Annotated in this window: 27 protein-coding genes and 1 tRNA gene; 15 read left to right on the top strand and 13 right to left on the bottom strand. The window is 58.0% G+C overall.

Features of this window, described 5'->3' with window-relative positions; translation table 11 throughout:
- Positions 1 to 6: 6 nt before the first annotated feature.
- Positions 7 to 1,170 carry a M20 aminoacylase family protein gene (locus AC2FH0_RS01770; RefSeq protein WP_496788384.1) on the bottom strand — a complete coding sequence of 388 codons (1,164 nt, stop codon included), beginning with the start codon at positions 1,168 to 1,170 and terminating at the stop codon, positions 7 to 9.
- Positions 1,171 to 1,236: 66 nt separating this feature from the next.
- On the opposite strand from AC2FH0_RS01770, the gene mazG reads away from it, so the two are divergent.
- From mazG to AC2FH0_RS01755, 3 genes are all read left to right on the top strand, one after another.
- Positions 1,237 to 2,094, top strand: coding sequence for a nucleoside triphosphate pyrophosphohydrolase (mazG, locus tag AC2FH0_RS01765; protein ID WP_282027368.1), 858 nt, complete (start codon positions 1,237 to 1,239; stop codon positions 2,092 to 2,094).
- Positions 2,095 to 2,157: 63 nt separating this feature from the next.
- Positions 2,158 to 3,099: a nucleoside hydrolase gene (locus tag AC2FH0_RS01760; RefSeq protein ID WP_496788381.1), complete on the top strand. Its 942-nt coding sequence runs from the start codon at positions 2,158 to 2,160 to the stop codon at positions 3,097 to 3,099.
- Complete coding sequence (locus AC2FH0_RS01755; protein ID WP_142633385.1) at positions 3,096 to 3,545, top strand: GNAT family N-acetyltransferase; 450 nt, start codon at positions 3,096 to 3,098, stop codon at positions 3,543 to 3,545. Before AC2FH0_RS01760 ends, AC2FH0_RS01755 begins: the two co-directional genes overlap by 4 nt.
- A gap of 52 nt (positions 3,546 to 3,597) precedes the next feature.
- On the opposite strand, the gene AC2FH0_RS01750 is transcribed toward AC2FH0_RS01755, so the two are convergent.
- The 6 genes from AC2FH0_RS01750 to AC2FH0_RS01725 all read right to left on the bottom strand — a co-directional run bounded on the left by AC2FH0_RS01750 (position 3,598) and on the right by AC2FH0_RS01725 (position 9,196).
- Positions 3,598 to 3,765 (bottom strand): hypothetical protein, encoded by a 168-nt coding sequence (locus tag AC2FH0_RS01750; RefSeq protein WP_185956604.1) that lies wholly within the window; start codon positions 3,763 to 3,765, stop codon positions 3,598 to 3,600.
- A 273-nt stretch (positions 3,766 to 4,038) separates the two neighbouring features.
- The gene (eno, locus tag AC2FH0_RS01745; protein ID WP_496708531.1) at positions 4,039 to 5,316 is read right to left on the bottom strand and encodes a phosphopyruvate hydratase; all 1,278 of its coding nucleotides are present in this window, start codon (positions 5,314 to 5,316) and stop codon (positions 4,039 to 4,041) included.
- Positions 5,317 to 5,440: 124 nt separating this feature from the next.
- Positions 5,441 to 6,322: a DMT family transporter gene (locus tag AC2FH0_RS01740; RefSeq protein ID WP_496708532.1), complete on the bottom strand. Its 882-nt coding sequence runs from the start codon at positions 6,320 to 6,322 to the stop codon at positions 5,441 to 5,443.
- A 136-nt stretch (positions 6,323 to 6,458) separates the two neighbouring features.
- Positions 6,459 to 6,872 carry a Fur family transcriptional regulator gene (locus AC2FH0_RS01735; protein WP_142633379.1) on the bottom strand — a complete coding sequence of 138 codons (414 nt, stop codon included), beginning with the start codon at positions 6,870 to 6,872 and terminating at the stop codon, positions 6,459 to 6,461.
- A gap of 73 nt (positions 6,873 to 6,945) precedes the next feature.
- On the bottom strand, positions 6,946 to 7,650 hold the full coding sequence (locus tag AC2FH0_RS01730) for an endonuclease/exonuclease/phosphatase family protein (RefSeq protein ID WP_142635102.1): 705 nt from the start codon (positions 7,648 to 7,650) through the stop codon (positions 6,946 to 6,948).
- A gap of 127 nt (positions 7,651 to 7,777) precedes the next feature.
- A complete protein-coding gene (locus AC2FH0_RS01725) occupies positions 7,778 to 9,196 on the bottom strand; it encodes a protein adenylyltransferase SelO (RefSeq protein ID WP_496788380.1) in 1,419 nt (472 codons plus the stop codon).
- An 85-nt stretch (positions 9,197 to 9,281) separates the two neighbouring features.
- Between AC2FH0_RS01725 and AC2FH0_RS01720 the strand changes: the two genes are divergently transcribed.
- The gene (locus tag AC2FH0_RS01720) at positions 9,282 to 9,701 is read left to right on the top strand and encodes a cupin domain-containing protein (RefSeq protein WP_496788378.1); all 420 of its coding nucleotides are present in this window, start codon (positions 9,282 to 9,284) and stop codon (positions 9,699 to 9,701) included.
- A gap of 3 nt (positions 9,702 to 9,704) precedes the next feature.
- Complete coding sequence (locus AC2FH0_RS01715) at positions 9,705 to 10,595, top strand: fatty acid desaturase (protein ID WP_281994507.1); 891 nt, start codon at positions 9,705 to 9,707, stop codon at positions 10,593 to 10,595.
- Here the strand turns inward: AC2FH0_RS01715 and AC2FH0_RS01710 are convergent.
- Positions 10,561 to 11,637: an anhydro-N-acetylmuramic acid kinase gene (locus AC2FH0_RS01710; protein WP_496788376.1), complete on the bottom strand. Its 1,077-nt coding sequence runs from the start codon at positions 11,635 to 11,637 to the stop codon at positions 10,561 to 10,563. The two genes, AC2FH0_RS01715 and AC2FH0_RS01710, sit on opposite strands and share 35 nt — an antisense overlap.
- A 231-nt stretch (positions 11,638 to 11,868) precedes the next feature.
- Between AC2FH0_RS01710 and tyrS the strand changes: the two genes are divergently transcribed.
- The gene (gene tyrS / locus AC2FH0_RS01705; RefSeq protein WP_496788374.1) at positions 11,869 to 13,116 is read left to right on the top strand and encodes a tyrosine--tRNA ligase; all 1,248 of its coding nucleotides are present in this window, start codon (positions 11,869 to 11,871) and stop codon (positions 13,114 to 13,116) included.
- An 81-nt stretch (positions 13,117 to 13,197) separates the two neighbouring features.
- Here the strand turns inward: tyrS and AC2FH0_RS01700 are convergent, their stop codons facing one another.
- Entirely contained in the window at positions 13,198 to 13,953 is a 756-nt protein-coding gene (locus tag AC2FH0_RS01700) for a hypothetical protein (protein WP_496788372.1), read from the bottom strand.
- A 197-nt stretch (positions 13,954 to 14,150) separates the two neighbouring features.
- Here AC2FH0_RS01700 and AC2FH0_RS01695 point away from each other — a divergent pair, with 197 nt between their 5' ends.
- Positions 14,151 to 14,906, top strand: a complete 756-nt coding sequence (locus tag AC2FH0_RS01695; RefSeq protein WP_271947465.1) for a 3-hydroxyacyl-CoA dehydrogenase — start codon at positions 14,151 to 14,153, stop codon at positions 14,904 to 14,906.
- An 81-nt stretch (positions 14,907 to 14,987) separates the two neighbouring features.
- Here AC2FH0_RS01695 and AC2FH0_RS01690 read toward each other — a convergent pair whose 3' ends face one another.
- The 3 genes from AC2FH0_RS01690 to AC2FH0_RS01680 all read right to left on the bottom strand — a co-directional run bounded on the left by AC2FH0_RS01690 (position 14,988) and on the right by AC2FH0_RS01680 (position 18,147).
- A complete protein-coding gene (locus AC2FH0_RS01690) occupies positions 14,988 to 16,796 on the bottom strand; it encodes an ABC-F family ATP-binding cassette domain-containing protein (RefSeq protein WP_496788371.1) in 1,809 nt (602 codons plus the stop codon).
- Between the two features lie 41 nt (positions 16,797 to 16,837).
- Positions 16,838 to 17,572, bottom strand: coding sequence for a GNAT family N-acetyltransferase (locus tag AC2FH0_RS01685; RefSeq protein ID WP_496700494.1), 735 nt, complete (start codon positions 17,570 to 17,572; stop codon positions 16,838 to 16,840).
- A 98-nt stretch (positions 17,573 to 17,670) separates the two neighbouring features.
- A complete protein-coding gene (locus AC2FH0_RS01680) occupies positions 17,671 to 18,147 on the bottom strand; it encodes an outer membrane protein assembly factor BamE (protein ID WP_271947471.1) in 477 nt (158 codons plus the stop codon).
- Between the two features lie 85 nt (positions 18,148 to 18,232).
- Here AC2FH0_RS01680 and AC2FH0_RS01675 point away from each other — a divergent pair, with 85 nt between their 5' ends.
- The 8 genes from AC2FH0_RS01675 to AC2FH0_RS01640 all read left to right on the top strand — a co-directional run bounded on the left by AC2FH0_RS01675 (position 18,233) and on the right by AC2FH0_RS01640 (position 23,582).
- Positions 18,233 to 18,769: a YceD family protein gene (locus AC2FH0_RS01675; protein WP_271947473.1), complete on the top strand. Its 537-nt coding sequence runs from the start codon at positions 18,233 to 18,235 to the stop codon at positions 18,767 to 18,769.
- A gap of 206 nt (positions 18,770 to 18,975) precedes the next feature.
- Positions 18,976 to 19,182, top strand: a complete 207-nt coding sequence (rpmF, locus tag AC2FH0_RS01670) for a 50S ribosomal protein L32 (RefSeq protein WP_037316137.1) — start codon at positions 18,976 to 18,978, stop codon at positions 19,180 to 19,182.
- 22 nt (positions 19,183 to 19,204) lie between these two features.
- Positions 19,205 to 20,293, top strand: a complete 1,089-nt coding sequence (plsX, locus tag AC2FH0_RS01665) for a phosphate acyltransferase PlsX (protein WP_496788370.1) — start codon at positions 19,205 to 19,207, stop codon at positions 20,291 to 20,293.
- 21 nt (positions 20,294 to 20,314) lie between these two features.
- The gene (locus tag AC2FH0_RS01660) at positions 20,315 to 21,286 is read left to right on the top strand and encodes a beta-ketoacyl-ACP synthase III (RefSeq protein ID WP_271947477.1); all 972 of its coding nucleotides are present in this window, start codon (positions 20,315 to 20,317) and stop codon (positions 21,284 to 21,286) included.
- Positions 21,287 to 21,382: 96 nt separating this feature from the next.
- Entirely contained in the window at positions 21,383 to 21,685 is a 303-nt protein-coding gene (gene ihfA, locus AC2FH0_RS01655) for an integration host factor subunit alpha (protein ID WP_037316145.1), read from the top strand.
- Between the two features lie 18 nt (positions 21,686 to 21,703).
- Entirely contained in the window at positions 21,704 to 22,303 is a 600-nt protein-coding gene (locus AC2FH0_RS01650; RefSeq protein ID WP_496705992.1) for a MerR family transcriptional regulator, read from the top strand.
- Positions 22,304 to 22,364: 61 nt separating this feature from the next.
- Positions 22,365 to 22,441, top strand: a tRNA-Pro gene (locus AC2FH0_RS01645).
- A gap of 61 nt (positions 22,442 to 22,502) precedes the next feature.
- A complete protein-coding gene (locus AC2FH0_RS01640) occupies positions 22,503 to 23,582 on the top strand; it encodes a 2'-deoxycytidine 5'-triphosphate deaminase (RefSeq protein WP_496788368.1) in 1,080 nt (359 codons plus the stop codon).
- Here AC2FH0_RS01640 and AC2FH0_RS01635 read toward each other — a convergent pair whose 3' ends face one another.
- Positions 23,583 to 23,825 carry a hypothetical protein gene (locus AC2FH0_RS01635; RefSeq protein ID WP_496788366.1) on the bottom strand — a complete coding sequence of 81 codons (243 nt, stop codon included), beginning with the start codon at positions 23,823 to 23,825 and terminating at the stop codon, positions 23,583 to 23,585.
- Between the last annotated feature and the right edge of the window lie 5 nt (positions 23,826 to 23,830).

Here is a 23,830-nt window from a genome sequence, read left to right as displayed (position 1 = left end):
CTCCTGTCAGCCCAAAGGCTGGGCCTTTTCGACGATCCGCGCAAAGAAAGACGCCCCAACTGGCGCGATATCGTCGTTGAAGTTGTATTTCGGATGATGCAGCCCGGCCCCCTCGCCCTGCCCCAGAAACAGGTAAGCGCCGGGGCGCGACTGCAGCATGTATGAAAAATCCTCGGCCCCCATCATCGCGTCGACATTGGTCATCACGCGGTCATCACCGGCAATGTCACGCGCGATTCCGGCGGCAAAACCGGTCTTGTCGGGGTCATTGATGGTGGCGGGGTAGTTCACATCATAATCCAGCCGCGCCTCGACCCCATAGGATTGGGCCTGGCCCTGCACGATCTGCTCCATCCGCTCCATCACCATTTTCTGCACCGTCGGATCAAAGGTTCGCACGGTGCCGTTGATATAGGCGGTATCGGGGATCACGTTGTTCACGGTGCCGGTATGGATTTGCGTGACCGAGACCACCAGACTGTCCAAAGCATAGTTGTTACGACTGACGATGGTCTGAATCGCCTGGGCGATACCGCAGGCCGCCATCACCGGATCCCGGGTTTCATGCGGCATGGCACCATGGCCACCAAGGCCCTGAATGTGAACTTCGAACGTATCAACAGCAGCCATGATCGGCCCGGGGGTTGTCTGAAAGGATCCTTCGGGAATTCCAGGCGCATTGTGCAATGCATAGATTTGGGAAATGTCGAACCGGTCCATAATCCCCTCTTCGACCATGACGCCCGCGCCACCACCCTCTTCTTCGGCCGGTTGAAAGATCAGCGCCACGCGTCCACGGAAATTTCGGGTTTCCGCCAGATAGCGCGCCGCGCCCAACAGCATCGTGGTGTGCCCGTCATGACCGCAGGCATGCATGTTTCCGGGCTTGGTTGATTGGTACGCGACCCCTGTTTCCTCGGGGATAGGCAGAGCGTCCATATCAGCGCGCAGACCGATCGTCGGCCCCTCACCCTGGCCATTGATGATCGCAACGATCCCAGTGGTGGCGATCCCTTGGTGCACCTCATCCACATCGAACTCACGGAGTCGATCAGCGACAAAGGCCGCGGTTTCGTGGCATTCGAATGCAAGCTCGGGGATCGTATGCAGATGTTGGCGCCATGCGGCCATATCGGCAGAGAAATCGGCAATTCGGTTGACGACGGGCATCTGGGGTGGACTCCTGATCGTGACTGCGGAATGGATGCATCTGACACCGGAACGAAAGGGTTCGCAATGGCCGAAAATCCTCTGATCCATGACAGCGATGCTGGCATCGAACGCTTGTTAGAGATCATGCGCCGACTGCGCGACCCTCAAACCGGCTGCCCATGGGATATCGAGCAGGATTTCGGCACGGTCGCTCCTTACACAATCGAAGAGGCTTATGAGGTCGCTGATGCCATCGAACGTGAGGCTTATGATGAGCTGAAGGGCGAACTTGGGGATCTGCTGTTCCAGTCTGTCTTTCATGCACAAATGGCCGAAGAAGCCGGGCATTTCACCTTTCAGGACGTGGTGCGCACCATGTCGGATAAGATGGTCGCCCGGCACCCGCATGTCTTTGGCGACGAATCCCGCGACAAATCGGCAGAGCAGCAAACACTGGACTGGGAAGCCATCAAAGCAGCCGAGCGTGCTGGTAAAGAACAACAAGGCGCGTTGGACGGTGTCGCCGCCAACCTGCCCGCCCTGCTGCGTGCTCTCAAATTGCAGAAACGTGCCGCCCGTGTTGGATTCGACTGGCCCGATGCCAGCCATGTGCTGGCCAAGATAACCGAAGAGGCTGCCGAGCTGGAAGAGGCACGCGACCGCATGGATGCGGATGCGTTAGAGGATGAGTTCGGCGATCTGCTATTCGTTATGGTCAATCTGGGCCGCCATCTTGGGGTCGAGCCCGAGACCGCCCTGCGTCGGACCAACGCCAAGTTCACCCGCCGGTTCGAGCAGGTCGAGTCGCGCCTGGCTGCACGGGGAAAAACCCCAACAGAAAGCACGCTGGAAGAGATGGACGCGCTTTGGGACGAGGTAAAGGTCGAGGAACATCGGGCCAATGGCAAACTCCCGCCGGCAAAGGCCGAGGCCGGAACGTAAAACCGCTAGACAAGCTCTCGGACACTTGCGAGTGTCCCACCTTCACGACCTCCGGAGACGATCATGCCCGCTCGCAAAATCATTATAGACACCGATCCGGGACAGGACGATGCCGTCGCCATTCTGCTGGCGCTTGCCAGCCCCGACGAAATTGAGGTTTTGGGCATTACCGCAGTCGCTGGCAACGTACCCTTAGAGCTAACCGCCAAAAACGCGCGTATTGTCTGCGAATTAGCTGGCCATACCCAGACCCCCGTCTATGCCGGATGCGACCGCCCATTAGAGCGCCCCCTGATCACAGCAGAGCATGTGCATGGCAAAACTGGCTTGGATGGGCCGGTTCTGCCGGATCCGCAGATGCCGCTGTCCGAAGGACATGCCGTCGATTTCATCATCGACACGTTGCGCGCGCAAGAACCAGGCTCCGTTACGCTCTGTCCCCTTGGGCCATTGACCAACATCGCCACTGCGTTCCGCAAAGCGCCTGACATCGTGGATCGGGTTCAAGAGATCGTTTTGATGGGAGGGGCATATTTCGAAGTAGGAAACATCACCCCAACCGCCGAATTTAACATTTACGTCGATCCAGAAGCCGCTGATATTGTGTTCAAATCCGGACGTCCCATTGTGGTGATGTCGCTTGATGTCACGCATAAAGCTCTGGTGACCAAGACGCGCAACGATGCCTTCCGTGCAATAGGAAACAAGGCCGGTGTCGCGGTGGCCGAGATGACCGATTTCTTTGAAAGGTTCGACAAGAACAAATACGGCTCGGAAGGTGCTCCGCTACACGACCCTTGCGTGACAGCCTATCTTATCAAGCCCGAACTGTTTACCGGGCGGCTGGTGAATGTCGAGGTAGAGACCCAATCAAAGCTGACCTTGGGCATGACAGTTGCCGATTGGTGGGGTGTTACCGACAGAAAACCCAACGCCCTGTTTATCGGAGAAATTGACGCTGGCGGGTTTTTTGATCTGCTCACGGATCGGCTGGCCCGACTATGAGCGCCGCACTTCGCCTTGCCCGCCCCGAGGATCTGGAACGTCTGGTTGGTCTGGTCGCCGCCTTTCACGCCGAAGAAGGCATTACCCAGGATGCCGATCAGACGCGCAATGCGCTTGCCCCTCTTCTCGAGGGAATACCTTTTGGGTGCATCTACCTGATTGGCCCCGGTCGCGCACCCTTGGGCTATGTCATCCTGACCTTTGGGTGGTCGGTTGAATTCGGCGGCATGGATGGATTCGTGGATGAGATCTATATTCGTCCTGCCGTGCGAGGGCGCGGAATTGCGTCTGAAGTCTTGCTGGATTTGCCCAAAGCGTTGGCGAGCGCGGGGCTCACAGCCTTGCATCTTGAAGTCGATCGTACGAACGAGACGGCACAGAAACTGTATCTACGCACAGGTTTCAAGCCTCGTGACCGCTATATGCTGATGAGCAAAACCCTTTGATCCATTTCTGTGTGGCTGAACAACAAGGCCACCCGCGAAAGATTGACAGGCCCTACCGGGCCTCACCGCGACGGATGTAAACCGGAGCTTCAAGGTTTGCCACCGGATCGTCAGGGGACACTGCCGTACCGGTGATCGGATATGTTCCAGGCTCCGAGCAAGCAACCAGAAATACAGTGCTGAGTGCAGACGCTACCAGAAGAAGTTTCGAACCATTCATAGTGTTCCCCTTATCTGTTATTTCAATATGATACGAATGCGCACTACAGAACAAAAAGGAAAAAGTTCACACATAAGGGCCGCCAGCGCAGGAGTCTTCTATAAGCCATTAATATATATAGATAATACTATTCATAACCCCCCAAGTTTCTTCTGATCCAATCATACCAAAGTGCCGATTTGAGATTTAGAGATGGGCAAAACCTACAATCCAACACAAAAAAACCCGGCCCATTTCCACAGGCCAGGCAATCAAAATTCAGGCTTACAGGTTTCAGCGCTTGAGGATTGAGGCCCCTGCGTATTCGGCAATCTCACCCAGAGATTCTTCGATACGGATCAGTTGATTATACTTGGCTAACCGATCTGACCGTGCCAGTGATCCGGTTTTGATCTGACCGCAATTCGTGGCCACTGCCAGATCGGCAATCGTGGCATCTTCGGTCTCGCCCGAGCGGTGCGACATCACATTCGTATAGCGTGCGCGATGGGCCATATCGACGGCGCGCAGCGTCTCGGTCAGCGTTCCGATCTGGTTCACCTTGACCAGCATCGAGTTGGCACAACCGCGTTCAATCCCTTCCGCCAGTCGCGTGGGGTTGGTGACGAACAGATCGTCGCCCACCAGTTGCACCTTGTCGCCGATGGCGTCGGTCAGGGCCTTCCAGCCATTCCAATCATCCTCGGACATACCGTCTTCGATTGAGATGATCGGATAGTCGTTGACCAGCGCCGCCAGATAGTCGGCATTTTCTTCCGAGGTCAGGCTCTTGCCCTCACCGGACAGGATGTATTTGCCGTCTTTGTAATACTCGGTCGCGGCGCAATCCAAAGCCAGATGGATTTCCTCACCCGGCTTGTAGCCCGCCTTTTCGATGGATTTCAGAATGAAATCCAGTGCCTCGCGCGTGCTGGCGATGTTGGGGGCAAAGCCGCCCTCGTCGCCGACACCTGTGGCAAGACCTGCCGACGACAGCTCTTTCTTCAGAGTATGGAACACCTCGGACCCCATGCGCACCGCGTCGCGGATATTCGCGGCCGAGGTTGGCATGATCATGAATTCCTGAATGTCGATCGGGTTGTCGGCATGTTCGCCGCCGTTGATGATGTTCATCATTGGCACCGGCAGGATACGGGCTGAGGTGCCGCCGACATAGCGGAACAGCGGCTGTGTGGTGAAATCGGCTGCGGCTTTGGCCGTTGCCAGCGAGACGCCCAGGATAGCATTTGCGCCCAGACGGCCTTTGTTCTCGGTGCCATCCAGTTCGATCATGGTCTGGTCGATGGCCACCTGCTCGGTCGCGTCGAACCCAACCAGTTCTTCGGCGATTTCGCCATTCACGGCCGCCACCGCTTCAAGCACGCCCTTGCCCATATATCGCGATGTGTCGCCATCGCGCTTTTCGACCGCCTCATAGGCACCGGTCGAGGCGCCCGATGGGACAGCTGCCCGGCCCATGGTGCCGTCTTCCAGGATCACGTCCACTTCGACTGTTGGGTTGCCCCGGCTGTCCAGAATTTCGCGTGCATGGATGTCGATGATGGTGCTCATGAGGCCCGTCCCTGTGGCTGCAATCAGTTGCCAGCCTCATATCAGTACAGGGCAAAAAGTAAACCACTCATGTTATCGCTAACACAGGTCTGAGAGCCTGTTTGCGCAAACCTGCGACGATCCGTCAGGCCGCGACAGCCAGTGACCGCGCCAGACGCCGTTCGCGCAGGAAGGTATAGAGCCCCGACCCCAGGATCAGCGAGGCACCGGCAACCGTCATCATATCCGGGCGCTCCCCGAACATCAGCATTCCGGCTGCGATGGAGAACACCAGTCGGGTGTAACGGAACGGGGTCAGGGCCGAGGCATCGCCAATCCGCATCGCGCTTACGATGCCGTAATACCCCAGCACTCCAAATCCAATCGCGCCCAGAAACGGCCCGATTTCCGACTGGCTCATGGCTACGACCGGCTGGCCAGCCATTGAGATCAGCACCAGACCGGCAAGCGTCACCGCGCCGTAAGCCTGCATCGCCACCACGGCTGAGGCCACACGTGCGTCCAGTCTGCGCGTGATCAGATCGCGGGCGGCAATGGCCACAACGCTGGCCACCACAAACAAGGTTTCCGGCTGGAAACCGTCCAGACCGGGACGGATGATCATAAGGACACCGATGAACCCGACGCCAATCGCGCTCCACCGTCGCCAACCTACCTGCTCACCTAGAAACAGCGCGGCCCCCATGGTCACGACCAAGGGCATGGCCTGAAACACCGCCGCAACCGTCGACAAATCGACCAGAGACAGCGCGGTCACAAACGCCACGGCTCCCAGCCCTTCGCAGAGCGCGCGGATCAGGGGCAAGGTCTGCCACGCGGCGACATCAAAGATGTGCTTGCGGGTGAACAGGGCCATCGCTGCGAAAACCAAACCACAGGCAAGGCCCAGAATGACCATGATCTGTCCTGTTGGCACTGTGACCGACAGGTGTTTGATGAACATATCTTCAAGTGCAAAGGCCGCCATTGCGCCGACGACCAGCAAAATGCCGTTCACGTTGTTCATAGTTTTGTCCGTAGAATATTGCGGCGCGTTCAGCCGGTCATATCCAAGCAAAAGCCGATGCCGGGCGGTCAGGCAAGCAATATCCGCCTGGGAATCATGAATTCCCGTGCGCAGGCCGTTCGTTTTTTGTGATGGATCAGTCGTGGTCCAGCGGAACGCCGTACAGTTCCAGCCGGTGCCCTTTCAGCTTGTAGCCCAGCTTAGCTGCAATCTTTTCTTGTAGCGCTTCGATCTCAGGGTCTACAAATTCGATAACTTCACCTGACTGCATGTCGATCAAGTGATCATGATGGTCCCGCTCGGCATCCTCGTACCGCGCGCGACCATCACCGAATTCCAGACGCTCCAAAATCCCGGCCTCTTCGAACAGTTTGACGGTCCGATAGACGGTGGCGATGGAAATACCAGAATCAACTTGCGAGGCGCGCGAATAGAGCTCTTCGACATCGGGATGATCATCGCTTTGTTGCAGCACCTGTGCAATCGTGCGGCGCTGTCCTGTCATACGCAGGCCTTTGGCTTCGCAACGGGCGATGATCGTGTCGGACATAGGAACCCTCGGCATATATTCGGTTCTCTGTATTAAACCGTATGCGTGATCGGCGCTACAGGGGATTTACCGGCTAAGCTACAAGCCGTAGATCGGCCCAGATTGGCAAGTGATCCGAGGCGATGTGCGCGGGTCGCACCGAATGCACGCCATGCAAAACAGCCTCAAGCCCCGCGCCGAGCGCGATCCGATCCAGCGCGCCCAGCGGCTGTGCCGCTGGAAAGCTGGGGAATGGTGGAAGAAAGTGCATATCCGGGGCCAGGTGATCCAGAACCGGCTGTCGGGACCATTCATTGAAATCCCCAGCCCAGACAGTTGGCAAATCCTCAAGATTCGCATCGCACCGTCTGAGGTGGGTGATTTGCTGACGGCGTGAGGCGGGCAAGAGCCCCAGATGCATGCCCATCACCCGAAGCGGACCGATTGGTGTGTCAAACTCAACCCTGACAGCTCCACGCGGTTCCAGCCCCGGTAATTCGTGATGCCCGGTCTGCCGGACACGGATCGCATCACCCCGCCAGATTACCGCATTCCCATGCCACCCCAAGCTGCCAGCCCCACCCAAATCAACGATCTGCCATCCCGCTTCGTCCAGCATGAAATGCGGCAGGGCCGCAGGGCGCGGAGGCAATCGTTTGTCGGCCTCTTGCAAGACGACAATATCGGCCTGCAGGCTTTCGATGACCTGAAGAATCCTCTGGGGCTGTCGGCGTAGATCCAGTCCGACACATTTCTGAATATTATAGCTGGCGATGCGCAGGATTGCGGTCTGAGACATGGGTTCCTGAAAGTTCGTTTGAGATCGCAGGATTGCGCTGCTCATCGTTGATTGCAAGCCGGCTTCACCAAAGCAAGCGCATGGCGAAACACCGACGTAGCTGACTGCGAAAACAGGTGTGAGGAACTCATGTCCCGCAGAAGGTCGCCTGAACAACCTCATCCTGTGCCGGTGGCCGTGTCAGATCCAAAGCGCCGGGTTGATCCTCATAGGGCCGGGACATCACATTGTTCAGCCGGTGGAATGGGTCAAAATCCCCCTGCACCGCCGCCTGGATCATCTGTTCGACCCGGTGGTTGCGCGGGATAAAGGCCGGATTGGCCTTGTAAATCACCTCAGCAGGTTTTTTTTCACGAGACAGCCGCGACCGCCAACCGTCTGCCCATTGATCAAAGGCCTGCGGATCGGTGAATTGATCCCGCGCCTGATCGCCGCCCAGCGCCCGGAAGGTATTGGTGAAATCCGCCTGGTTCTGCGCCATGCAATTCAGCAAGTCCGAGATCATCTCAAGATCGCCGTCTTCCTGCGCCACAAGACCGATCTTGGCCCGGAACTTTGTAAGCCAGTGCTGCTGTATCAGGTCGGGCATCGCATGGACGATCTCGGTAGCCTCAGCAACGGCGGCCTCTTTATCCTCGAACTGCTGGATCAGCGCGGTCGCCAGCTGCGCTGCATTCCAAACGGCGATTTCGGGTTGGTTGGAATAGGCATAGCGACCCATGCGGTCGATCGAGCTATAGACGGTATTGGGATGATAGTTATCCATGAAGGCGCAAGGGCCGTAATCAATGGTTTCGCCTGAAATCGAGCAGTTGTCAGTATTCATCACCCCATGGATGAATCCCACACTCATCCATGCGGCAATCAACTGCGATTGTGCGTCGACAACAGCGCGCAAAAGACCCATCGGGCCGTCGGCCTGCGGGTAATGGCGCTGGATGGCATAATCTGTCAGTCGACGCAGACTGTCCAACTGTCCACGCGCGGCGAAGATCTGAAAGCTACCTACGCGCAGGTGGCTTTGTGCGACACGGGTCAGGATCGCACCAGGCATTGGACCTTCTCGAAAAATGACCTCGCCAGTCTCAACGGCGGCCAGCGCCCTTGTAGTCGGGATGCCCAGCGCGTGCATCGCCTCGGACACCACATACTCGCGCAGCACCGGACCCAGCCATGCACGTCCGTCACCCTGTCGGGAAAACGGCGTCGGGCCTGATCCCTTCAACTGGATATCCCGTCGAACGCCATCCGTCCCAACTGTCTCGCCCAGCAAAACCGCGCGCCCGTCCCCAAGCTGGGGGTTATAATTTCCGAACTGATGCCCTGAATAGAGCTGTGCAATCGGTTCTGCCCCCTCTGGCAGGACGTTGCCGGAAAAGGCCTCGGCCATTTCATGCACCTCGCCGGGCGTGATTCTCAGAATCTGCGCAAGATCGGAGTTGAAAGCAATCAAGCGAGGCGCACGGACCGGCACCGGCGCTTGCCGCGCATAAAAGCTGTTTGGCAAACGGGTGTAACTGTTGTCGAAGGGGATCATCAGGGTCATTGCCCAAACATATTCCTGATCGGGACGAATACCATAGCGGATCGTTCAAACCCGTGCATAATCTCTCAGAAACACCCGAGGCCCCATGACCGCACAAGAGATCATCCAACACCTGAACCTGCAACGCCACCCCGAGGGCGGCTGGTTCCGCGAAACCTGGCGCGCCAAGAACCAGAGCCGTGCGACCGGAACCTGCATCTATTTCCTGCTGCCCGAGGGCGAGGCCAGCCATTGGCACCGCGTCGATGCGACCGAGATCTGGCTGTATCACGCAGGGGCACCCTTGGTGCTGTCGCTCAGCGCAACCGAAACTGGTCCGGCGGTTGATCACTTGCTGACCCCGGATCTATCACAGGGTGCGCCGCAACTGATCGTGCCCAAGGATCACTGGCAGGCCGCGCGCAGCAGCGGGGCCTATACGCTGGTCTCTTGCACCGTGTCCCCGGGGTTTGAATTCGACGGGTTCGAACTCGCCGCCCCAGGGTTCGACATCCCCCGAGGCTGACCGATGGATCACCGCGCCCTCATCGCATCACTCCCGGCCGAGGCCAAAGACCGGCTGCAGATGCGGTCTGACGCGGCGGGTCTGAGGCACTTGGTGCTGTATCTATTGGTGCTGAGCGCAACGAGTACAGGCATCGCCGTGCAAATCCCGCTCTGGCCGCTGCTGATCCTGCCGCAAGGCGTGCTGCTGGTGTTTCTGTTCACCCTCAGCCATGAATGCACCCACAAAACACCGTTTCGGACTGGCTGGATGAATGATGCGGTTGGGCATCTTGTCTCAATCCCAATCGCCCTGCCCTTTACCTGGTTTCGATACTTTCACCTCGCGCATCACAAATGGACCAACCACCCGGACAAAGACCCCGAACTGGGGGGCAAACCGCGGCCCGACAGCTTGCCGAGCCTGATGATCTATCTGAGCGGTTGGCCCTATTGGTCTGGAATGGCGCGCGTTGTGATCAGTAACGCAATGGGCCGGATCGAGGCGCCCTATTTGCCGCATCGCCAACATAAGGCCATGCGGATTGAGGCCCGTGTCCTGCTGGCCATTTACGCGCTTGCAGGGGCAAGCCTGCTGGTGTCACCTTTGGTGGTCAGCTTATGGCTGTTGCCGGTCTTGGTGGCACAGCCCGTTCTTCGGCTGTACCTGCTTGCGGAACACGGTCTCTGCCCGCCGGTGGCGAATATGCTTGAAAACTCGCGCACTATGTTCACCAACCGATTGGTCCGATATCTGGCTTGGAACATGCCCTATCACGCCGAACACCACGCCTTTCCAAACGTGCCGTTTCACCAGCTGCCGACGCTGCATGACTGGACCAAGGCACATTTGAAATCGACCTCTGACGGGTATTCAGAATTTACGTCAGACTACGTTCGCTCGATGGAACGCTGACCATCCCGCCCCCGACCAGTGCCTTAACCCCTGTGGTGCCGGGACAAGAGGTCGGCAGCCCGCGCGCGACACGGACAGCAAGATAGGCAAAGGCCTGTGCTTCCAGCATATCCCCATCCAGACCAACCGCTTCGACCGGCTCCACCGGACAATCCAGCGAAACGCGCAGCATCTCCATCAGGACCGGGTTATGCCGTCCCCCTCCTGTCACCAACACACGCGACGGCGGTTCCGGGCAATGCTCGATCCCTTGCGCAACTCCGGCGGCGCACATGCCGGTAAGCGTGGCAACTGCATCAGCATCTGATAATTCCTGAACCAGGCGGATCATCTCGGCAAAGTCGTTCCGGTCCAGCGATTTCGGCGGCATCCTGTTAAAGAAAGGCTCTGCCAGAAACAGTTCAAGTGCTCCGGCCTCGACCCTACCGCCGCGCGCAACCGCGCCGTCGCGATCCATGGGCAGACCCAGACGTTCCTGCATCAGATCATCAACCGGTGCGTTGGCCGGACCGGTGTCAAAAGCCAAGAGCGCACCTGGTATTTCAGGGCCATCAAACCTGGGATCTACATAGGTCAGGTTCCCGACCCCGCCCAGGTTCAGAAAACAAAGCGGTTGGTTGGCCTCAATCCACTTGGCACAGGCAAAGTGGTAAAAGGGCGCAAGCGGAGCGCCCTCGCCCCCCATCGCCACATCATCGCTGCGGAAATCCCAGACAACGGGTACACCCAAGGCCTGCGTCAGGCCATCGCCGTCACCCACCTGCAACGTGCCGCGCCCGCTTGGTTCATGCGCTAGGGTCTGACCATGAAGCCCGATCAGGTCAATCTCATCGAAGTCGGCCAGTATTTCGGCATGGGCAAGCGTGACCAATTCCGCCGCGGTATCCACATCATGGCCATGCCACTGCCCCAATGCAGCACGAAGCGTTTTCCGCTCTGCATCTGAATAGGCGCGGTATCCGGTGGGCCCAAAGCCAAGAATTCTGTAACCGTCCGTTTTGATCACCGCCGCGTCCACGCCATCCAGCGAGGTCCCCGACATTGCACCCAATGCAGTCAATACGCCTGATTTGCTAATTGCCCGACCCACGCCAGCCCTCTTTCGCCTGTTCGCGCCCGTTATGTCGTCGCGTTGCCCACAACCTGCACGTTAACGCAAACCCAAGGCAAGCCAGATCACATAAGCCGCGTGTTTTTCTTGGACAAGGTGCCTTTTCCTTGTCATCCCCACCGCCTATACACTGCCCCGCAACATTAACCCAAAGGGCACGATATGACCTACCACCCCAAATCGGATTTCATCGCCACGATGATCGAGCGCGGCTTTCTGGCTGACTGCACCGATTATCAGGGCCTTGACGAGGCGCTGATCAGCGGGTGTCAGTCGGCGTATATCGGGTTTGATGCAACGGCAAAGTCCCTGCATGTGGGCAGCCTGATCCAGATCATGATGCTTCGCTGGTTCCAGAAAACAGGTCATAAGCCGATCACCCTGATGGGCGGCGGCACCACGAAGGTGGGCGATCCGTCCTTCCGGTCAGATGAACGCCCCCTGCTGGGCCCGGACCAGATCAACGCCAATATCGCAGGCATCAGAAAGGTGTTTGCCGCCTATATCGACTATGATACCGGCGCAGAAAACGCAGCACTGATGCTGAACAACGAAGAGTGGCTGGACGACCTAAATTACCTCGACTTCCTGCGCGACATCGGCCGGCATTTCTCGGTCAACCGGATGTTGGCCTTTGAATCGGTGAAATCCCGGCTGGACCGCGAGCAATCGCTGTCCTTCCTCGAATTCAATTACATGATCCTGCAGGCCTATGACTTCCTTGAACTGAACCGTCGCTATGGCTGTGTCCTACAGCTTGGCGGTAGCGATCAGTGGGGCAATATCGTCAACGGTATCGACCTGACCCGTCGCGTGTTGGATAACGAGATTTATGGCCTGACCTCACCCTTGCTGACCACCAGCGATGGCAAGAAGATGGGCAAATCGCAAGACGGTGCAGTCTGGCTGAATGCCGAGATGCGCTCACCCTATGAGTTCTGGCAGTTCTGGCGCAACACCACCGACGCGGATGTTGGGCGGTTCCTTAAGCTGTACACCGAACTGCCTGTGGATGAGTGTGACCGCCTTGGCGCATTGCAGGGGTCCGAGATCAACGAGGCCAAGATCCGCCTGGCAAACGAGGTCACCTCCTTGCTGCACGGGACCGAGGCTGCGGCAAATGCCGAGGCCACCGCTCGCGAAGTGTTCGAAAAAGGTGGCGTCGGGGACGATCTGCCGACCCTAACGGTCGGCGAAGCAGACTTGCCGATATCCATCGTGCAACTGATCGTACAGTCTGGCCTGGCGAAATCTGGCAAAGAGGCCAAGCGCCTGATTGCAGAAAACGGCGCCAAACTGGACGACGCTTCATTAACAGACGCGGGTCTGATGATCGACGCAGGCGCCTTGTCCTCGCCCATCAAACTGAGTGCGGGCAAGAAGAGGCACGCGCTGGTTCAGTTGGGATAACTAAGACCTCTCAAAGAAAAACGGCCACCTAATTGGGTGGCCGTTTCTGTTTCGGCATGAGCAAATCCGTCACTAGCAGGCTTATCGCTTGCCCCCTTTGCCTCCGCCGTTTCCATGGCCGCCGCCGCCATTGCCGTGGCCTCCGCCGTGGCCGTTGTTACCTCCACCGTTTCCGGTGCCGGGGCCAGAGCCGCCATTATTGCCCCCGCCATTGCCGGGGTTCCCAGCGTTTCCATTGCCATTTCCGGGGCCGTTACCGCCTTTACCCGGACCATTACCCCCTTTGCCGGGACCATTGCCATTTCCGGGTTTGCCGGGGCCATCGCCACCACCATTGCCGGGATCATCACCTGGGTTGTCGTCACCGGGATCATCCCCACCACCGTTACCCGGATCATCGCCCGGGTTATCGCCACCCGGATCATCGCCGCCGCCGTTGCCGGGACCGTTACCGCCCGACCCGCCGGACCCTGTTCCACCGCCGCCAACCGGCGTGACCGGACTGCTTGGGTCCGAACTGCGGTCTTCGCCCGCATTTGCCGCGCTTACGATCGATGCTGTCGGAAAGTCGGTCAACAAGGCGGCCAACTCCGGGCATTGCGCGGATGTATTTTGCAATGTGGTTTCGAAATCCGCTCGTTTCTGCAAGCGCTCCAGAAAGCTGGGGGTTACCTGCGTGCACTCACACATGGTCGCATAATCGCCGCTGTTTGCAGCATCCCGCGCCGTTTTCCAGTTGCAGACCTCTGGTGCAGCGGCCGCACTTCCAGCCGCCATAATCCCCAGAAACGGAGCGGCAACCAAAGCGGAAAGCCCTGATTTGGTTCCAATTCGCATAGTTTGTCCTCCTCAAATGCGCCACCCAGACGCTCGATTGCGTTCAGTGTCGATTTGAGATTTCAACATTAAGAACGCCTGAAGCTGACCTGAGAAAGCCTTGAGGAAGGGCCGCCTGCCCGACGCCCCCCTATGGACACTGTCCCTTTGCTGATATTAAATGAACGTATGTTCATATCTTTTGGAAGGAAATCCAGATGCACCTGTCGACCACCGCAGCCATTGTCACCGGAGGCGCCTCGGGGCTGGGTGAGGCAACGGCCCGCTTTTTTGCAGAAAACAATGCACAGGTAACCATTCTGGACCGGGATGCAGACCGAGGCAGCCAGGTCGCAACAGAAATTGGCGGGCATTTCGCCCAGACGGATGTAACCGATGAAACATCCGTGGCCGCGGCCATCGCCCATGCCCGCAAGAAGATGGGAGCAATCAACGCGGCAGTGAATTGCGCCGGGATCGCGGTTGGCATGAAAACCGTAGGCAGGGATGGCCCGCACCCGCTTGATGCATTTCAGCGCACGATCGACATCAACCTTGTGGGTACATTCAACGTTTCACGCCTTGCAGCCGCGGAAATGGCAAAGAACGACCCAGAACCGGATGGCGCGCGCGGTGTCATCATCAATACAGCCTCAATCGCGGCCTTTGATGGGCAAAAGGGTCAGGCTGCCTATGCGGCTTCGAAAGGTGGTGTGGTAGGTATGACCCTGCCCATGGCACGGGATCTGGCCTCGTCCGGAATCCGCGTGATGACCATCGCACCCGGAATCTTTATGACTCCGATGCTGGCCGGTCTGCCCGAAGAGGTGCAGCAACAACTGGCCTCTGACGTTCCCAACCCTGTGCGCCTTGGCGACCCCCGCGAATACGGGCGACTGGCCGGGTTCATCGTCGAAATGGGTTATCTGAACGGCGAGGTCATCCGTATCGACGGCGCGCTGCGAATGCGCTGAGCGTGGCTGATCACCTACCGATGAAAACGGCTCACTCAAATGAACTGTGGTCGGATAGCCGGCCACAGCGCGAAAGCTGATCTAGGCGCCCTCGGCCTTTTCCTCGAGGATCAGCCACTCTTCCTCGGCTGCGGCCAGCTTTTCTTGCCGCTCGACCAAAGCCTCGGTCGCTTTCTGAAACTTAACAGGTTCACGGCTGAAAAGCTCAGGATCGGACATCAGCTCTTCAAGCTTTCCGATTTCCGCCTCAAGCCGCTCAATCTCGGCAGGCAATTTCTCAAGACGGTGTTTCTCTGAAAATGATAGCCCCAGTTTCGGCTGCGCTTCTTGCTTTACCTTTGGCTTGGAAGTTTTTGTTTTTACTTCTTTCTTATCAGACACCTCGCCGCGCTGAGCGAGGTAGTCCGACCACCCCCCGGCATAGACGGTTGCACGGCCGTTACCCTCCATCGCGATGGTCGTTGCGGCCACACGGTCCAAGAAATCGCGGTCGTGGCTGACCAGCAAAACGGTACCGTCATAATCGTCCAGAAGTTCCTGCAACAGATCCAGTGTTTCCACATCCAGATCGTTGGTCGGTTCGTCCAATACCAGCAGGTTCGACTGTTTGGCCATCAGCTTTGCCAGCAGCAAACGGGCTTTTTCCCCACCTGACAGTGACTTAACGGCTGCTCTGGCCTGCCCCTCGTCAAACAGAAACTCCTTGAGGTAGCCGACCACATGCTTGGGTTGGCCACCCACCATCACCTGATCAGCCTTGCCGGAAACACGCATCTCGGGGTCGCCTGTCAAGCTGTCCCACAGGCTCATTTCAGGGTCGAGCTGGGCGCGGGTCTGGTCGAAAACCGCAATCTCAAGATTGGTGCCCAGAGTGACCGACCCCTCATCCGGGGTTTCTTGCCCCAACAGCATTTTCAGCAATGTTGTCTTGCCGACGCCATTTGGGCCAACAAAGGCCACGCGGTCGCCCCGCTGTACCAACAGATCAAAGTTGCGCACGATCTGATGATCGCCAAAAGACTTGGACAAGCTTTTGGCTTCAAACACTTTTCGACCTGACTTCGGTCCGGCCTCAAGCGTCATCGCGGCCGATCCCTGGCGTTTGATCTGTGCGGCTTTTTCGGACCGGAGATCCTGCAAGGCGCGGACCCGGCCCTGGTTGCGTTTGCGGCGGGCGCTGATGCCTTCGACGGCCCATCGCGCCTCGGATTTGATGAGGCGGTTCAGCTTATGGCGCTGCTGGTCCTCCTCCTCCCAGATCTTATCGCGCCAAGCTTCGAATGCCGTAAACCCTTGTTCCTGCCGCCGAACCGCGCCGCGGTCGATCCACAGCGTCGCGCGGGTCAGCGCGCGCAGAAAGGCGCGGTCGTGTGAGATCAGCACATAGGCCGTCCGCGTCGATCCCAACTCACGCTCGAGCCAGGCAATGGCTTCGATATCAAGATGGTTGGTCGGCTCGTCCAGCAGCATCAAATCCGGGGCTTCGGCCATCAGCTTGGCCAGCGCGGCACGGCGACGTTCACCGCCCGAGGCCGTCTCAACAGCGCGCGCCGGGTCGAATTTCAGCCCTTCGCCTGCGCGTTCAACCTTATACAGCTCACCCGGTTCCAACACGCTTGAGGCATAGTCGCCCAGCGTGGCAAACCCCTCCATACCGGGGTCCTGCTCCATGTAACCGACTGACTTTCCCGGGGGAATGACGATCTCACCCTTGTCCGCTTCGACCAGACCGGCCATCACCTTCATCAAGGTCGACTTGCCGGACCCGTTGCGCCCAACCAGCGCGACGCGGTCGCCCGGCTGAACCACCAGATCGAGCTCTGAAAAAATCGGATCGCCCCCGAAAGTCAGGGAAATGCCGGACATCTGCAGTAAAGGAATTCTTGCCATGCCCGCCAGCTAAACCGGCAGCGCCGAGCCGTCAACGGCGATTACCCGACAACCGCCCGCAGCAAACGCTTGCGCGCCGGTGGGATGGCACCGATTTCGAGGCCGGTAAAGACGTGCAGAGTGTTCATGTGCCGGTCAACAACGGCGTGGTCACTGACCCAGCCGCCCATCATCAGGTAGGTCCGCAGCAAAGGGGGCATGCGCATCATGGCCTTTTTCGCATCCGGGCGCCGACGCAAGCGCGCAGCAAACTTGAACACATCCGGGGCCTTGACCCGTGGCAACCAGCGTTTCGGGGCCAGATGGCGGTGTTTCAGCATCGCAAACGCATCAAGGTATTCCGCAGTCTCTGTCCCAGCAAAGGATGAGCAGCCAAACAGCATCTCAACATTATTCTGATCGACAAATGCGGTCATCGCGCCCCAGGCAACGCGCAGAATGTCCGGATCGTTTCGATCGGGAACGACGCAAAAGCGCCCCATCTCGACCATACGTCCCTTGAACCCTTCAAGCGCCGAGAGGTCATAGAACTGGGCAGAATAGCTTTGGCCGATCTCTGCGCCGCGCTCCATCATCAGCATGCGAAAGCAGCAGACGAGCTTGCCGTTGCTGCGCATGTCCTCGACCAGAATATGCGTGCAGCGGCTGTCGAACGCATCCTGATCCGTCTGATCGGTCCCGAATGCCAGTGTGCGCAGAGATTGTGCCGCCGCGACATCCTGCGGTGTTTGCGCCTGTCGCGCACGGTACCGGCCCTTGCCGAGCAATAGTGCCATGGTCGCATCCTCCTGGGTTGCTGACCTGTTTCGTCTTGCAGGGTCAATAACACAGGATTTGTGACCGCCCTGTGAAGTTGACAAGACGTGACTATGAATTAGTTGGTCGCGCCAGGAATGTTTGCCGGGTTGAAGTTGCCGATATTGCCAAGCAGCTGCCGCAAGAACCCACGGTTCTGAACTGAGGATTCGGTAATACGACGATCCAACGTCACGACGGTTCCATCCTCAAGGCCAAAGCGTTCAATATTGCGCACAACACCCCGGTCATCGAAGCTGATCGCCACAAGCTCGCGCGAGACGATTTTCGGTCGTTTCGGACCATAATGACGAACGCGTGATGTCACATAATAAAAGCCGGAATCGCGAACAACGCCTGAAGTACTGGGCGCGCCAACGGATTCGAGTACGCTTTCACGTGTATCGACACCCACCTGAATTTCGGCCAGGTCCTCGGCTGTGGGGACATATCCGTGTTTCTTGAAGACCGGAGCACACGCACCAGCAGCGGTCAGACAGGCCGCAAATACGAGCGTTCTGGACGCTGGTTTCAACCTGCTCATAACTTTCAACATTCACACCCTCTTGCCTTGGGACCGTGCGGCCCCTATCCGATTACATCAAACCGCCACCCCGGTTCAACACACGAAAGGGCCACGTATGAGCAACCAGACATCTTTACGGGTCGCCGACCTGCCTCAGAACGCACCGACGCCCTTTGAAATTCGCCCTGACGCACAGGAGTTGGATGTCTTAAAGAACGAGTTGAGCCTGCTTGGGCTGCGTAAGCTGAGTTTTGTCGGCGAGGTGCGTGCGCATGGAAAGCGTGATTGGGCGCTTTCAGGAAAACTGGGGGCAACCGTGATTCAACCCTGTGTCGTGACGCTGACACCGGTTACCACGCGGATCGACATTCCGGTGACCCGGATGTTTCTGTCAGATTGGACAAACCCTGACGAGGAAGAGTTCGAAATCCCGGAGGGTGACGAATCTGAACCGCTAGGGACTGAAATCGCTCTGACCGAGGTCATGTCCGAAGCGCTGGCGCTTGCCCTGCCCCAGTATCCCCGGAAAGAAGGTGCGGAATTGGAACAGGCGGGCTTTACCGAACCCGGCAAACAGGCAATAACGGATGAAGATGTCAAACCCTTTGCGGGCTTGGCCGGGCTGCGCGATGCACTGAAAAAAGACGAGTGACACGGGCCTGAAATCCTGTCATAGCAGGCGCTCAGAAAAATCGCTTGAACATGCTGAGAATCGCAGTATTTTCGCGCGCTCATCGGAATTTGGGTTGGACATCGCGGGGCCCGTCCCCTAAACGCGCGTCAAACCACGAGAAAAACGAAGAATGAAACCTGGCCCGCAGCGAATCTGCCGGCCCTTAGTAGACAAAGGTTGAGACCATGGCTGTCCAACAGAACAAAGTTTCCAAGTCGCGTCGCAACAACCGCCGCGCGCACGACGCTCTGGTTGCTGCAAACCCGAACGAATGCGCCAACTGTGGTGAGCTGAAGCGCCCGCACCACGTCTGCGCGTCCTGCGGCCACTATGATGACCGCGAAGTCGTCGCTCAGGCCGACGAAATCGACCTGGACGAAGACGCGGCCTAAGCCCTAAAAGCGCAGGCCAAGCATGACAGAACAGCCCACGCACGCCGGACGGATTACCATCTCGGTTGACGCAATGGGCGGAGATTCGGGGCCCGCTGCTGTTGTGGCGGGGATCGCCAAATCGGCGGATAAGAACCCCGATATCGCGTTCATCTTGCACGGGCCTGAGGCCATGTTGCGCAAACTTGTCGCAAAACGGCGTGTCCTGAACGGGCGCGTCGTTTTTCGTGATTGTCCCGATGTGGTCACGATGGAGGACAAGCCCAGCCAGGTCGTCCGACACGGCAAGCAAACCTCGATGTGGTCCACACTGGAGTCGGTACGTCAGGGTGAAGCCCATGGCGCGGTCTCTTGTGGTAATACCGGCGCATTGATGGCCCTGTCGATGATGCGTCTACGTAAGCTGCCGGGAGTAAACCGCCCGGCAATCGCTATTTTGTGGCCCTCGCGCAATTCGCAGGGTTTCAATGTAATGCTGGACGTAGGCGCCGATGTGCGCGCGGACGCCAAGGACCTGCTGCAATATGCTTTGATGGGTGCCTCTTATGCCCGAAACGGCATGGCGTTGGAACGTCCCCGGATCGGCCTTTTGAATGTGGGCACCGAGGAACATAAAGGGCGCGCCGAGCTAAAAGAAGCGCATGGCATGATCTCGGATTTTGCGGATCAGGCCAGCTTTGACTTTGTGGGTTTTGTCGAAGGCAGCGACATCCCGGGAGACAAAGCCGATGTCATTATAACAGACGGGTTTACAGGCAACGTCGCCATCAAGACCGGAGAAGGCACAGCCAGCCTGATCGGAGATCTTCTGCGCGAGGCGTTCAAATATTCTCCGCTCTCACGACTGGCCTCGATCCTTGCAATCACATCTTTGCAGCGGTTGAAGAAACGAATTGATCCTCGGCGCGTGAATGGTGGGGTTTTCCTTGGCCTGAACGGAACCGTCGTCAAATCACATGGTGGTGCAGACTCGACCGGCGTGTCAGCCGCTGTAAAGCTGGCCTTTACCCTGGCCGAGTCCGGCTTCGCCGAAAAATTGGCAGCACGGGTTGCATCGACAGTCGAGCTTGCACAAGATGCCGCAGACACGCCGTCGAAGGCCGGTGAATAACAAAAAAGGCAGTACCCCAGCATGGCAGGCCGTTCAATTATAGTTGGTGTCGGGCACTATTTGCCAGAGCGCATCGTCCCGAATTCCGAGTTCGAAGAAACGCTCGATACGTCTGATGAGTGGATACGGACCCGTTCCGGAATCGAACGCCGGCATTTTGCAGCGGAAGACGAAACCACTTCGATTATGGCCACAAAGGCTGCCAGTGCCGCATTGGCCGATGCGGGTCTGGAGGCAGATGATATTGATGCGATTATTCTTGCAACATCGACCGCTGACCTGACGTTTCCCTCTGCCGCAACAATGGTTCAATCGCAGCTTGGCATGACCAAAGGCTTCGCCTTTGACGTACAGGCGGTTTGCGCCGGATTTGTCTATGCCATGACCAATGCCAATGCGCTGATCGTATCAGGCCAGGCCAAACGCGTACTGGTCATCGGCGCCGAGACGTTCTCTCGTATCATGGACTGGACCGACCGGTCGACCTGCGTGCTTTTCGGCGACGGCGCCGGGGCAATAATCCTTGAACAGCATGAGGGCGCAGGAACCTCGGACGATCGGGGCATTCTGGCAACCGACCTGAACTCGGACGGGCGCTATAAGGACCTGCTCTATGTGGATGGAGGCGTCTCGACCCAGTCCACAGGCTATCTGCGGATGAAAGGAAACCAGCTGTTTCGGCAGGCAGTTGAACGACTGACCTCTACCGCAGAAACCTGCCTAGAGAAGGCTGGGCTAAGTCATAAAGATGTGGATTGGATCGTACCGCATCAGGCAAACATTAGAATCATCCAGGGCACAGCCAAGAAATTGGGCGTTCCTATGGAACACGTTGTCGTTACCCTGCAGGACCACGGAAATACCTCGGCCGCATCTATTCCCCTGGCAATGTCTGTTGCGAAACAGCGTGGGCAGTTCAAACAGGGTGATCTGCTGGTCACAGAGGCAATCGGAGGTGGATTGGCCTGGGGCTCAGTCCTCTTGCGGTGGTAACAAGCGCAATTCAGCTTACACACTCGCCCGCAATTCATTGATATTGACAGCGAATTTGCCCTGACCCTATGCTCTGATAGCAACAGGGGAATTGGCATGAGCGACAAAACACTGACCCGAATGGATCTGAGCGAGGCCGTATTTCGTGAAGTTGGCCTTTCACGCAATGAAAGCGCGCAACTGGTCGAGAGCGTTCTGAACCATATGTCCGACGCATTGGTGCGCGGTGAACAGGTGAAGATCTCGTCTTTTGGAACGTTCAGTGTTCGGGACAAGACAGCTCGTATCGGCCGCAATCCCAAGACAGGCGAAGAGGTTCCAATTCAGCCTCGCCGTGTTCTCACCTTCCGCCCGTCGCATCTGATGAAAGATCGCGTCGCCGCAGGGAACCGCAAATAAGATCAGGACGGCACGAATATGAGCAAGTCCCCAGACGCCTTTCGCACCATCAGTGAAGTTGCGGACTGGTTGGGTGTGCAGCCGCATGTTCTGCGATTCTGGGAAAGCCGCTTCAATCAGGTGAAACCGGTAAAACGGGCGGGCGGGCGCAGATATTATCGCCCCAACGACATGCGCCTGCTGGGCGGCATCAAGAAGCTTTTGCATGAGGATGGGATCACCATCAAAGGCGTACAGCGCATCTTGCGTGAACAGGGCGTGGCGCATGTTTCTTCAGTGTCCCAGGGCCTGGATGAAATGGCGAATCTTGAACCCGCACCCGATGCAAATGTCGTTGTGCCATTCACGGCCAAGCCAGCCCCCCCGCAAGAGCAGATACATCTGGATCTTGGCGACGCGCAAAAACCCGAACCGCAACCTGCTCCCAATTCGCCAAATGCGGAACCTCGGACGCAAGCCCAGTCGTCTTATCCCGACGCCTCGCCATTGTTGGGCGGAATCGCGACATTGGCCTGGACCCGAGACGCATTCGATGACCAGTTGCTCAGCCAGATAGCGCCCATCGCGCAAGAGCTGCGCAGCGTGTTGAACCGAATAGAAAACCGATCGGCGGGATAAGAAAAAAGGCGATGATTTCCTCTTGCCCCCGCCGGGAAAGTCTTTATGAACACCTCAACGTCGGGCTATGGCGCAGCCTGGTAGCGCGTCCGTCTGGGGGACGGAAGGTCGCAGGTTCGAGTCCTGCTAGCCCGACCAAATCACACCGACGTTTATGGCACACAGGCCAGATCCCGCTCTGGCATCAGGGGGGATCGGAATGACCGGCGTATGCCCGAACCAGCAGATAGAGGCGATGATCGCTCGCAGTGAGATTACCGCAAGCCCAGAGGTCATCCCCGCCCAGATTCAACCCGCCAGCCTTGATTTGCGTTTAGGTACAGTTGCTTACCGGGTACGTGCCTCGTTTCTGGCAGGCGAAGGTCGCACCGTAGCCGAACGTTTGTCGGAATTTGAGATGCACCGCATCGATATCTCTGAAGGTGCTGTGCTGGAAAAGGGCTGTGTCTATCTAGTGCCGTTGATGGAATCGCTGGCCCTGCCCCAGGGGCTGAGCGCGGCCGCCAATGCAAAAAGCTCGACCGGGCGGCTGGACCTTCTGACGCGCACGATCACCGATGGCGGGACCGAGTTTGACCGGGTGCCTTCAGGCTACACCGGCCCCTTGTATGCCGAGATCTGCCCCCGCTCATTCTCGGTTCTGGTGCGTCCGGGAATGCGGCTGAACCAGATCAGGTTCCGGGAGGGACAGGCCGTGCTGAGCGATACAGATCTAAGCGCCCTGCACGCCGAATCCCCGCTGGTCGATGGCCCCGCTGTCATTCAGGACGGGCTTGGGTTCTCGGTGGACCTGCGGCTGCCCGACACTGATTTGGTCGGCTACCGCGCCAAACCTCATACCGGTGTCATTGATCTGGACCGGATCGGCGAATACGACCCGCAAGAATATTGGGAAGAAGTGCGTACCACTGATGGGCGCATCATCCTCGACCCAGGTGCGTTCTACATTCTGGTCAGCCGCGAGGCAGTGCATATCCCGCCGATGTATGCGGCTGAAATGGCCCCCTATCTGGCGATGGTCGGGGAATTCCGGGTGCATTATGCCGGTTTCTTCGATCCCGGTTTTGGCCATGCCGCCGCAGGTGGCGAAGGATCACGCGGAGTGTTGGAAGTCCGCTGTCACGAGGCCCCATTTGTGTTGGAGCACGGCCAAGTCGTCGGACGGTTGGTGTATGAGCGGATGTCAGAGATGCCCACGCAGCTTTACGGGGCGGGCATCGCCTCGAATTACCAGGGACAGGGGCTGAAACTGTCCAAGCATTTCAAGGCTGTAACCTGATCAGAACCGGATGAACCGGCGCATCTGATTGGCCACGCGTTGGACTTGACGCATGTTCTGACGTTGGCGGTTTCCGTCCGCCTGCAACTGATCAGAGGCACCTGAGCTCTCGTGCGGCGGCTGCTCTTGCCCCGACTTCTGGCCTACGCGGCTGGCCATGTCGAACCCCTTGTCCACCCCTTTGGTGACAAGCCGCCGCATGACCTGTCGCACGATCATGTCAATGATACGATTGGCATTCATTGCTC

This window comes from Ruegeria sp. CDSC051 (genome assembly GCF_059610665.1).
The sequence above is the reverse complement of the archived record's forward strand: the minus strand, read 5'-3'. Positions and strand labels throughout refer to the sequence as shown.